At 71.7% G+C, this 12,784-nt stretch carries 1 protein-coding gene; it reads left to right on the top strand.

Annotated features, from left to right (window positions below; translation table 11 throughout):
• Positions 1-125 precede the first annotated feature (125 nt).
• Positions 126-12,784: non-ribosomal peptide synthetase (locus tag AABA78_RS31145; protein WP_338268733.1), on the top strand; the 12,659-nt coding region annotated here is incomplete at its 3' end.

A 12,784-nucleotide genomic window follows, 5' to 3' on the forward strand; every position in this document is an offset into this window, starting at 1 on the left:
AATGCAAGAACTACCGACATCGCATTTCTCGCTCGGTTTTTTTAGCGATAAAACAATGACCCTTCCGTTCAGGTCCGTCCCCCCGGCGGCCCCTGCCCGGTCATCCACCTTGAGGAACGTCGACCATGCTCTTGGCGAGCCACGCGTCGTCTATTGCGACCTTGCTGGATCTTCTCGACGCACGGGTCCAGGGGGCGGCGGAGGCGCGGCTCTACACCTTCCTGGATGAGGGTGAGGAAGGCGCGCTGACGTACGCGGGGCTGGCGTCACGGGCCAGGGCGATCGCCGTCGCGGTGGCGGAGCACGCGCGCGCGGGGGACCGGGTGGTGCTGCTGTACCCGCCGGGCCTGGAGTACGTGGCGGGGTTCTTCGGGTGCCTGTCCGCGGGGGCGGTGGCGGTGCCCGCGTACCCGCCGGATCCCTCGCGGCTGGAGCGCACGCTGCCGCGGCTGCGGGCCATCATCCAGGACGCGCGGGCGACGGTGGTGTTGACGACGTCGTTCGTGCTGTCGATGGCGGAGTTCCTGTTCGAGCAGGCGCCGGAGCTGCGGGACGTGAAGTGGCTGGCGACGGACGCGCTGTCGCCGGACGAGGCCTCCGCGTGGCGTGCGCCGGCGGTGACGGCCGACACGCTGGCCTTCCTCCAGTACACGTCCGGGAGCACGGGCACGCCCAAGGGCGTGATGCTCACGCACGGGAACCTGCTGCACAACCTGTCGCTCATCCATGGCGCGTTCCAGGCGCGGGCGGACAGCGTGGGCGTCATCTGGCTGCCGCCGTACCACGACATGGGCCTCATCGGCGGCATCCTGGAGCCGCTGTACGGGGGCTTCCACACGGCGCTGATGTCGCCGCTGTCGTTCCTCAAGCGACCCATGGCGTGGCTGGAGGCGGTGTCGCGCTTCGGGGGCACCATCAGCGGCGGGCCAAACTTCGCGTTCGACCTGTGCGTGCGCAAGAGCACGCCGGAGCAGCGTCAGGCGTTGGATTTGAGCCGGTGGGAGGTCGCGTTCTGCGGCGCGGAGCCCATCCGCCCGGAGACGCTGGAGCGCTTCATGGAGGCGTTCGGTCCCAGCGGCTTCCGTCGCGAGGCGTTCTACCCCTGCTACGGCCTGGCGGAAGGGACGCTCATCGTCTCCGGAGGCGAGAAGTCGGCTCCGCCGGTGTCGGTGACGATTTCGGGTGGAGCGCTGGAGCGGCACCGCGCGGAGGAAGTGGGCGCGGCGGAGCCGGGTGCCCGGACGCTGGTGGGGTGTGGCCGGACGCTGGCGGAGCAGCGCATCGCCATCGTGGATCCGGAGACGCTGGAGCGGCGCGCGGCCGGCGAGGTGGGCGAGGTCTGGGTGTCGGGGCCGAGCGTCGCCCAGGGGTACTGGGGCCGTGAGGACGCGACGCGCGAGACGTTCCAGGCGCGCATCGCCCGGGAGGACGGCGGGCCGTATCTGCGCACGGGTGACCTGGGCTTCCTGCGGCCGGATGGCGAGCTGTACGTCACCGGGCGGCGCAAGGACCTCATCATCCTGCGTGGCCGCAACCACTACCCCCAGGACCTGGAGGCGACGGTGGAGGCGGCGCACGCGGCGCTGCGGCCCGGTGGTGGCGCGGTGTTCGCGGTGGAGGTGGCGGGCGAGGAGCGCGCGGTCGTCGTGCAGGAGATCGACGTCCGGCGGCTGGGGGACCTGCGGAAGCAGTTCGCGGCGGCGGACGCGGCGGTGGGCGCCATCCGGCAGCGGCTGGCGGAGTCGCACGAGGTGCAGGCGCACGCGGTGGTGCTCATCGAGCCGGGCAGCCTGCCCAAGACGTCCAGTGGCAAGGTGCAGCGGCACGCGTGCCGTACGGGGTTCCTGACCGCGACGTTGCAGGAGGTGATGGCGTGGCGGGAGGAGCCGCCCGAGCCTCCGGCAGGAGGGAACGGCCCGGCGGGTTCCGAAGGGGGGCCGTCCGGAGCAGGAGGTTCCTCTGCTTCGAGCACGGGCAATGCAGCGACGGGGCCTGCGGCGTCAGCCGGTTCGAATGCCTCCGTGGGATTGGCCGCGAAGCCGGACGCGGAGGCGCTGGTGGCGTGGCTTCGCGACATCGTGGCCCGGCACGTGCGCATGCGCCGCGAGGAGATCGACGTCGAGGCGCCGGTCACGCGCTTCGGACTGGATTCATTGGGCGCGGTGGAGCTGGCCCATGAGGTGGGGACGGGCACGGGGCTGACGGTGCCGATGGAGTGGTTGCTCCAGGGGCCGAGCATCACGTCCCTGGCTCGGCAGTTGCTCTCGCTGCGTGCTGCATCTGGACCTGTGTCCAGCACGCTGCGTCGCCGGGACGTCGAGGGTGCCCGGGCCGTGTCGTTTGCCCAGGCCCGGCTGTGGTTCCTCGACAGGTACGCGCCGGGGGACGTGGCGTACAACCTGCCCGCGGCGGTGCGGCTGGAAGGTGAGCTGGACGTGGCCGCGCTGGAGGGCAGCCTCACGGCGCTCGCGGCGCGCCATGACGCGCTGAGGACCTCCTTCGGGGAGCAGGACGGACGGCCCCTCCAGCTCATCTCGAAGGACGCGGTGCTGCCGCTGGCGCGAGTGTCGCTGATGGCCCTGCCGGTGGAGGCCCGCGAGGCGGAAGCCTCCCGGTTGGCCCATGAAGAGGCCCGCCGCCCGTTCGACCTGACGCGCGGCCCGCTGGTGCGCGCCACGCTGCTGACGCTGGAGGAGCGCACGCACGTGCTGGTGCTCGTCATGCACCACGCCGTGTCGGACGGCACGTCCATGGCGGTGCTGGTGCGTGAGGTGTCCGCCCTCTACGCGGCGCTGCGCGAGGGCCGGCCTTCTCCTCTGCCCGCGCTGCCGCTGGGATACGCCGACTACGCGGAGTGGCAGCGGGAGTGGCTGGATGGCGCCGCGCTGACGTCGCAACTGGACTACTGGCGCAAGCAGCTTTCAGGTGCACCCCGGTTGCTGGAGCTGGCCACGGACCGGCCGCGTCCCGCCGAGCGTGGGACGCAGGGCGCTCGGGTGCCGGTGGTGCTGGACTCCCGACTGGCCGAAGCGGTGCGAAAGCTGGCGGTGCGCGAGGGCGTCACGCCCTTCATGGTGCTGCTGGCGGGCTTCCAGGCGGTGCTCGCTCGCCGCGCGGGGCAGGACGACGTCAGCGTGGGCACGGCCATCGCGGGCCGGAACCGCGCGGAGCTCCAGGGGCTGGTGGGCTTCTTCGTCAACACGCTGGTGATGCGCACGCGGCTGTCCGGCGCGCCCACCTTCCGGGAGCTGCTGGGCCGGGTGCGCGCGACGGCGATGGGCGCGTACGCGCACCAGGACGTGCCCTTCGAGAAGCTGGTGGAAGCGCTGCAACCCACGCGCGAGCGCGGGCACACGCCCCTCTTCCAGGTGATGTTCATCCTCCAGGGCGCGCAGGTGGGCGCCCCGGTGTTGCCGGGCCTCCAGTCGCGGCTGGTGGAAGTACACCCCGGCACGGCGATGTTCGACCTGACGCTCTCGCTCGCCGAGTCCCCCCGGGGCTTCGAGGGCTGGCTGGAGTACGCCACTGACCTCTTCGACGCGGACACCGTGGCCCGCCTCGCCGGGCACCTGCGCGTGCTGCTGGAGGCCGCGGTCGCGGACCCTTCACGCACCGTGGACGCGCTGCCGTGGTTGGACGCCTCGGAAGCGGAACACCTGCGGGCATTGTCGCGCGGTGAGGACACTGCCTTCCCGGCGGATGCCACCGTGGCGTCGCGGTTCGCGGCGCAGGTCGCCCGCACTCCGGATGCCGTGGCGCTCGTCGTCGGAGAGACGCGGCTGACGTACCGCGAGCTGCACCAGCGAGCGCGGGCCCTGGCGCATGCGCTGCGGAGTCGCGGCGTGGGGCCGGAGTCCGTCGTGGGCCTCTGCGTGGACCGCACGGTGGAGCTGGCCGTGGGGCTGCTCGGCATCCTGGAGGCGGGAGCGGCCTACCTGCCGCTGGATCCGGCGTACCCGGCGCAGCGGCTCGCCGCGATGTGGGAGGACTCGGGAGCGAAGGTCCTCGTGAGCCCGCGCCGCCTGGAGGGCGTGCTCCCTGTTCCTTCGGAGCGGCGCCTCTTCCTGGACGACGCGACGGAAGGGGACTTCACGGAGCCGTCGCGTGACGCGCGGACGCTCGCTTACGTCCTCTACACGTCCGGTTCGACGGGGCGGCCCAAGGGTGTGGGCGTGCCGCACCGGACGGTGATGAACTTCTTCCGCGCGATGGATGCGCACGTCTCGCCGTGCCCGGGCACGTGGCTGGCGATGACGAGCATCTCCTTCGACATCTCCGTGCTGGAGCTGCTCTGGTCCTGGACGCGCGGCTTCCAGGTGGTGCTCGCGCCGACGGGCCTGGAGCCCGCCGCGCTCGCGGAGACACTGGAGCGTCACGCCGTCACCCACTTCCAGTGCACGCCGTCCTACGCGCGCGCCCTCGTGGAGGAGCCCCGCGCGCTGCATGCGCTGGGAAGTCTGCGGCAGTTGCTCGTGGGCGGAGAAGCGCTCCCGGGCGGCCTTGCCGCACGCCTGCGGGCACGCGTTCCAGTATTGCTCAACATGTATGGACCCACCGAGACAACGGTGTGGTCCTCGACGCATCGCGTGGAGACTGACACCGGCGGGACGGTGTCGTTGGGCCGGCCGCTGGCGAACACCGGCCTCTACATCCTGGACGCGCGCCTGCACCCGGTGCCGGTCGGTGTCCCGGGTGAGTTGTTCATCGGTGGTGACGGCGTGGTGCGCGGCTACCTGGGCCGCGCGGACCTGACGGCGGAGCGCTTCGTGCCGGACGCGTTCCGCGACGAGCCGGGCGCGCGGATGTACCGCACGGGAGACCGGGCGCGCTGGCTCGCGGATGGGACGCTGGAGTTCCTGGGCCGCGTGGACCACCAGGTGAAGGTCCGCGGCTTCCGCATCGAGCCGGGCGAAGTGGAAGCGGCGCTCTCGAGGCACGAGGGTGTGGCGGCCTCGGTGGTGGTCGCGCGCGAGGACGTGCCAGGGGACACGCGGCTGGTGGCCTACGTCGTCGCGAAGCCGGGCCAGGCGCTGGACGAGGCCGCGCTCCGCGAGCATGCGCGGCGCCAGCTGCCGGAGTCGATGGTGCCGTCCGCCGTGATGGTGCTGGAGGCACTGCCCCTCACGCCCAACGGCAAGGTGGATCGCAAGGAGCTGCCGGCGCCGGAGCTGCCCCGTTCGGAGCACCGCTTCGTCGCGCCCGTGACGCCAACGGAGCAGGTGCTGGCGGGGCTGTGGAGCCGGCTGCTGCGCGTGGAGCCGGTGGGACTGCACGATGACTTCTTCGCGCTCGGTGGGCACTCGCTGCTCGCCACGCGCTTGCTGTCCGCCGTCCGGGGCGCCTTCGGCGTGGAGTTGCCGGTGCGCGCGCTGTTCGACGCGTCCACGCTGGCGGCGCTGGCGGCCCGCATCGACGCCGTCCGCCTGGAGCAGGCGGGGACGCTGGCGCCCGCGCTGGAGCCGGTGTCCCGCGAGGGCGCGCTCGTGCCGTCCTTCGCGCAGCAGCGGCTGTGGTTCCTGGAGCAGCTGGAGCCGGGCAACCCCGCGTACCACATCCCCGCGGCCGTCGAACTGGACGGCGAGCTGGACGTGGCCGCGCTCAAGCACGCCTTCGAGGTCCTGGTCCAGCGGCACGAATCGCTGCGCACGTCGCTGGTGGCTCCGGAGGGACAGCCCTTCCAGGTGGTGGCGAAGTCGGCCCCGGTGCCCTTTGTCGGCGTGGATCTGTCCGCGCTCGACGGCGAGGGCGTGGACGCGGAGCTGCGGCGCCTGATGGCGGAGGAGGCGCGCAAGCCCTTCGACCTTTCGCGAGGGCCGCTGCTGCGGCTCACGCTGGTGCGGTGCGCGCCCACGCGGCACGTGCTGCTCCTGACCCTGCATCACGTCGTCTCCGACGGCGGTTCGATGCTGGTGCTCGTGCGCGAAGTGGCCGCGCTCTACGAGGCCCGGCTGTCGGGCCGCCCGTCGCCGCTTCCGGCGCTGTCCCTTCAGCCCGTGGATCACGCCGCGTGGCAGCGTTCCTGGCTCCAGGGCGATGTGCTCGATGCGCAGCTCGCCTGGTGGCGCGGGCATCTCGAGGGCGCGCCGCACGTGCTGGCGCTGCCAACGGATCGTCCCCGCCCGGTGGTCCAGACGGCGGCGGGCGCGACCCTTCCGGTGCGCCTGACGCCCGAGCTGTCGGACGCCGTGCGGGCGCTCGCACGCCGCGAGGGCGTGACCCCCTTCATGGTGCTGCTCGCCGCGTGGCAGACGCTGCTGGCGCGCCACGCCGGGCAGGACGACGTGCTCGTGGGCACGCCCGTCGCGGGACGTGACCGCGCGGAGCTGGAAGGGCTCATCGGCCTTTTCGTGAACACGCTCGTGCTGCGCGCGCGGCTGGGCGAGAACCCGTCGTTCCGCGAGCTGCTCCAGCAGGTGCGCGAGACGACGCTGGGCGCCTACGCGCACCAGGCGGTGCCGTTCGAGAAGCTGGTGGACGCGGTGCAGCCCCAGCGCGACCTGGGTCGCTCGCCGCTGTTCCAGGTGATGCTGGCGCTACAGGAGGATCCGCTGCCGGAGCTGCGGCTGCCCGGACTGGCGCTGCGGATGCTGGAGGCGGAGGGCGCGGGCGCGCAGTTCGACCTGAAGCTGTCGCTCACCGACGCGGCGACCGGTTTCGCGGGAACGCTGGAGTACAACACCGACCTGTTCGACGCGGCGACGGTGGCGCGGTGGGTGGAGCACCTGGACGTGCTCGTGGCGGGAGCGGTGGCCCACCCGGAGACCCGGGTGAAGGAACTGCCGCTGATGGCGGAAGCAGAGCAGCGGCGGCTGCTGGTGGACTGGAACGCCACCGCGCGCGACTACCCGCTGGAGGGCACGCTGCACGGCCTGGTGGAAGCGCAGGTGGCGCGCACGCCGGACGCCGTCGCGGTGGACTTCGAGGGCGCCCGGCTGACGTACCGGGAGCTGGACGGCCGGGCCAACCAGCTCGCGCGGGCGCTGCGGGCTCGCGGCGTGGGGCCGGAAGTGCGCGTGGGCGTGTGCGCGGAGCGCTCGCTGGAGTTGGTGATCGCGCTGCTGGGGGTGCTCAAGGCGGGCGGCGCATACGTGCCCATCGATCCGTCGGCACCGGCGGACCGGCTGACGTACCAGGTGGAGGACTCGGCGGTCGCGGTGTTGCTGACGCAGCGGCACCTGCGGCCGCTGCTGTCGGTGGGGAGCACGCCGGTGCTGTGCCTGGACGCGGACTGGCCCCAGGTGGCGATCCTGTCGCCGGAGCCGGTGGTGTCGGGCGTGGGCGCGGAGCACCTGGCCTACGTCATCTACACGTCGGGCAGCACGGGGCGTCCGAAGGGCGCGATGAACACCCACGCGGGCATCCGCAACCGGTTGTTCTGGATGCAGGAAGCCTACGGGTTGGAGCCCCGCGACGTGGTGTTGCAGAAGACGCCGTTCAGCTTCGACGTGTCGGTGTGGGAGTTCTTCTGGCCGCTGATGACGGGAGCGCGGCTGGTGGTGGCGAAGCCCGGAGGGCACCAGGACGCCGCCTACCTGGTGGACGTGATGGCGCGCGAAGGCGTAACGACGTTGCACTTCGTGCCGTCCATGCTCCAGGTGTTCCTGGAGGAGCCGGGGCTGGAGCGCTGCACGGCGCTCCGCCGCGTGGTGTGCAGCGGTGAGGCGCTGCCGCTGGACCTGAAGGATCGCTGCCTGGACCGGCTGGGCGTCCCGCTCCACAACCTCTACGGCCCCACGGAGGCCGCGGTGGACGTGACGGCCTGGACCTGCGAGCGCCATGACGGACGGCGCTCGGTGCCCATCGGCAGGCCGGTGGCGAACACGCGGATCCACGTCCTGGACGCGTCACTGCGGCCGGTGCCGGTGGGCATCGCGGGAGAGCTCTACATCGGAGGCGTGCAGGTGGGCCGGGGATACCTGGGCCGTCCCGCGCTGACGGCGGAGCGGTTCATCCCGGATCCCTACGGGCCCCGGGGCGCAAGGCTCTACCGGACGGGAGACCAGGCACGAGTCCTCGCCGACGGCAGCATCGAGTACCTGGGCCGCCTGGACTTCCAGGTGAAGGTGCGCGGCTTCCGTATCGAGTTGGGCGAAGTGGAGTCCGCGCTGGCCCAGTGCGACGGTGTGCGCGAGAGCGTGGTGGTGGTGCGCGAGGATGTGCCCGGCACCAAGAGGCTGGTGGCCTACGTGGTGGGCCAGGGCGTGACGGCGGAAGGTTTGCGCGAAGCGCTGAAGGCCCGGCTGCCGGAGTACATGGTGCCCGCGGCCTTCGTGGTGCTGGACGCGCTGCCGCTGTCACCCAATGGCAAGGTGGATCGCAAGGCGCTGCCGAAGCCGGAAGCAACGGCTGAAGCGTCGGAAGCCTACGAAGCCCCGAGGACGCGCACGGAAGAGATGCTGGCGTCGGTGTGGGCGCGAGTGCTGGGCGTGAAGCGGGTGGGGGTGAAGGAGAACTTCTTCGCGCTGGGCGGCGACTCCATCCTGAGCATCCAGGTGGTGGCGAAGGCGGGGCAGGCAGGGCTGAAGGTGACGCCGAAGCAGCTCTTCCAGCACCCGACGGTGGAGCAACTGGCGAAGGTGGTGGAGCAGGGGCGCGGGGTGGTGGGGGAGCAGGGGCTGGTGGAGGGAGAGGCGGCGCTGACGCCGATTCAGCGGTGGTTCTTCGAGAGGCAGTTGCCGCAGGCGCACCACTTCAACCAGGCGGTGCTGCTGGAGGCGAAGGAGGGCGTGGAGGCGGAGCGGCTGGAGGAGACGCTGAAGGCGCTGGTGGCGCATCACGATGCGCTGCGGCTGCGGTACGAAAAGGGGGCAGCGGGCTGGACGCAGCACCACGCGCGAGTGGGCCCGGGCCCCTACCTGCGGCGGCTCGTCCTCTCGGCAAAGGACAGCGAGCAGGACTCGCTGGCGAAGGCGGCGAAGGAGCTTCAGGGCAGCCTGAGGCTGGACGAAGGGCTGTTGCTGCGCGCGCTGCTGGTGGAGCGCGGCGAGGGCAAACCGTCGTGGCTGCTGTTGGCGGTGCACCACCTCGCAGTGGACGGCGTGTCGTGGCGCGTGCTGCTGGAGGACCTGGGCACGGCGTACACGCAACTGCGCAGCGGAATGCCCGCGGTGCTGCCCGCGAAGACGACGTCCTTCCAGACGTGGGCGCGCAAGCTGGAGGAGTACGCGCGCGGGCCGGAGTTGGAGAAGGAAGCGGCATGGTGGCTGGCGCAGGCGCGTGAAGAGACATCCGCGCTTCCGGTGGACGTGAGCACGGCGGCGTCCGCACAGGACACGGCAGCCGCGAACACGGTGGCCTCCGCACGGAGTGTGGTGGTCGGCCTGGACGCGGAAGAGACGCGGACGCTGCTGCAGGAAGTGCCGGGCGCGTACCGGGCGAGCGTGAACGAAGTGCTGGTGTCCGCCCTGGCCCGAGTCCTGACGAAGTGGACGGGCCTGCCGCGGGTGCGGGTGGAAGTGGAGGGGCACGGTCGCGAGGAGCTCTTCGCGGACGCGGACGTGACGCGCACGGTGGGGTGGTTCACCTCGCTGTACCCGGTGGTGCTGGAGGTGTCGAAGGAAGGCACGGCGGGGGACGCACTGCGCGCGGTGCGTGACACGCTGAGGGCCGTGCCGGGCAAGGGCGTGGGCTACGGCCTGCTGCGCTACCAGGGCCCGGAGGCCATCGCGGCGAAGTTGAAGCAGGCACCGAGGGCACCGGTGGCGTTCAACTACCTGGGCCAGTTCGACGCGCTGGCCAGCGGCACCGGAGGCTTCACGCTGGCGAAGGAGTCCGCGGGCCCGACGCAGGGCGAAGGCGGCCAGCGCAGCCACGTGCTGGAGGTCAACGGGCTGGTGGTGGGTGGGCAGCTGGAAGTGACGTGGACGTACAGCGAAGCGCTGCACACGAAGGCGACGGTGGAGGCGCTGGCGCGTGAGTACACCGAGGCGCTGAAGGCGCTGGTGGCCGGGCGCAAGACGCAGGACGCGGCGAAGTACACGCCGGCGGACTTCCCGCTGGCGAAGCTGGACGCGAAGACGCTGGCGAAGGTGCAGGAGGTGGTGGGGCAGCAGGTGGAGGACGTCTACCCGCTGTCGCCCATGCAGCAGGGCATGCTCTTCCACGCGCTGCTGTCGCCGAAGTCGGGGGTGTACTTCGAGCAGCTCTCCTGGGCCTTCCACGCGAAGCTGGACGTGGCGGCGCTGAAGCGGGCGTGGGAGGAGTTGGTGGCGCGGCACGCGGTGCTGCGCACGACGTTGCTGTGGGAGGGACTGGAAGCGCCGTTGCAGGTGGTGCGGCGCGAGGCGGCCCTGCCGTGGCGTGAGTTGGACTGGCGCGGGCAGACGGAAGCGGCGCAGCGGCAGGCGCTGGACGCGTACCTGGAAGAGGACCGGGCGCAGGGCTTCAGCCTCACGCAGGGCCCGCTGCTGCGCGTGGCCCTGGTGCGCCTGGACTCGCACGTCCACCGGCTCATCTGGAGCTTCCATCACGTCATCCTGGACGGGTGGAGCATGGCCCTGCTGCTCAAGCAGGTCTTCGCGATCTACCAGTCGCTGGTGTCGGCACACGCCCTTCCGAAGCTGGCAACGGGAGCGAACTACCGCGACTACATCGCGTGGCTCCAGGCGCAGGACGCGGGACGCTCCGAGGCCTTCTGGCGCGCGGAGCTCGCGGGCCTCCACGCGCCCACGCCGCTGCCGGGCGCAACGGAGTCGTTCGAGCACAGCCCCTCCGGTCACGCCGAGCGGTCCCTCTCCCTGTCCTCGCGGACCACCGCCGCGCTCCAGTCCTTCGCGCGCCGGCAGCAGCTCACGCTCAATACGCTGGTGCAGGCGGCCTGGGCCCTGGTCCTCTCTCGCCACAGCGGCGAGCAGGACGTGGTCTTCGGCGTCACCGTCTCCGGACGGCCCCCGGAGTTGCCCGGAGCGGAAGACGCCCCCGGCCTCTTCATCAACACCGTGCCGGTGCGCATGCGCGTGGAGGCGGAGTCCACCGTCTCCACCTGGCTGCACCACCTGCAGGCCCGTCACACGGAGTCGCGTTCGTACGAATACGACTCCCTGGTTCGCATCCAGGGCCTCAGTCAGGTGCCGCGAGGCACGCCGCTGTTCCACAGCCTCTTCGTCTTCGAGAACTACCCGCTGGACGCATCACTCGCGGCGCAGGGCAATCCGCTCGGCATCCGTGACGTGCGCGGCGTCGAGCGCAGCAACTATCCGCTGACGGCCTCTGTGATTCCGGGCCGCGAGCTGCTGCTGAAGCTGGCGTACGACACGCCGCGCTTCGAGGCGGAAGGGATTGGGCGGCTGCTGGAGCAGTGGCGCCGTGCGGTGGAAGGACTGGTGGCGGGGGAGACGGGCCGGCTGTGGGAAGTCGGAGTGCTGTCGGCGGAGGAGAAGCAGCGCGTGCTGGTGGAGTGGAACCAGACGGCGAGCGACTCCCCGCGCGAAGCCAGCATCGTGGACGTCTTCGCGGCGCAGGTGGCGCGTCGTCCGGACGCGGTGGCGCTGGAGGCGGGCGAGGAGCAGCTGACGTACGCGCAGCTGGACGGGAGGGCGAACCAGCTGGCGCACCTGCTGAAGGCGCATGGCGTGGGCCCGGAGTCGAGGGTGGCGCTGTGCCTGGAGCGCGGCGTGGAGCTGGTGGTGGCGCTGGTGGCCATCCTCAAGGCGGGCGGGGCGTACGTGCCGCTGGAGGCGGACTACCCGCGCGAGCGCCTGGCGTACATGCTGAAGGAGGCTGGGGCGCGCGTGCTGGTGACGACGCGGGCGCTGGGAGAGCGCCTTCCGACGGAAGGCCTGGACGTGGTGAGGCTGGAGGAGGCGCGCGAGGAACTCAGCCGCCAGCCGAAGCACGCGCCAGCAAGCGGCGTGGGAAGCCGCAACGTCGCGTACGTGGACTTCACGTCGGGAAGCACAGGCAAGCCGAAGGGCGTGTGCACGGAGCACGGAGGCGTGCTGCGCACGGTGCTGAAGGCGAACTACGCCCGGTGGACGGAGGCCGACACCTTCCTGCTGCTGGCGCCGGTGTCCTTCGACGCGTCGACGCTGGAGGTATGGGGCCCGCTGCTGAGCGGAGCGAAGCTGGTGGTGTACCCGCCGGTGCCGGTGGGGGACGTGAAGGAATTGGAAGGGGTGCTGAAGCGGCACGGGGTGACGGTGCTGCACCTGACGGCGGGCCTCTTCACGCAGATGGTGGACGGCAACCTGGAAGGGCTGCGTGGGGTGAAGCAGCTGCTGACGGGTGGAGACGTGGTGTCGGCGCCGCACGTGAAGCGGGCGCTGGAGACGTTGGGCGTGACGGTGACGGCCTGCTACGGGCCGACGGAAGGCACACTCTTCACCTCGTGCCACCGCATGGAGACGGTGGAGGACGTGGGCTTGGTGGTGCCCATTGGGCGGCCCATTGGCGACACGCAGGTGTACGTGCTGGACGGGCAGTGGCAGCCGGTGCCGGTGGGCGTGGTGGGTGAGTTGTACGCGGCGGGTGACGGCCTGGCGCGAGGCTACCTGGGCCAGCCGGGGCTGACGGCGCAGGCCTTCCTGCCCAACCCGTACGGGCCCGCGGGCAGCCGCATGTACCGCACGGGCGACCTGGCCCGGTGGCGAGCGGACGGGGTGCTGGAGTTCCAGGGGCGCGCGGACACGCAGGTGAAGGTGCGTGGCTTCCGGGTGGAATTGGGTGAAGTGGAAGCGGCGCTGGCGCAGTGCGAAGGCGTGCGCGAGTGCGTGGTGGTGGCGAAGGGGCAGGGGGCGGGGACGAAGCGGCTGGTGGCGTACGTGGCGGGCGAAGGCCTGGACGTGGC

Origin of the sequence: Corallococcus caeni, from assembly GCF_036245865.1 — a bacterium.
Classification (GTDB): Bacteria; Myxococcota; Myxococcia; order Myxococcales; family Myxococcaceae; genus Corallococcus; species Corallococcus caeni.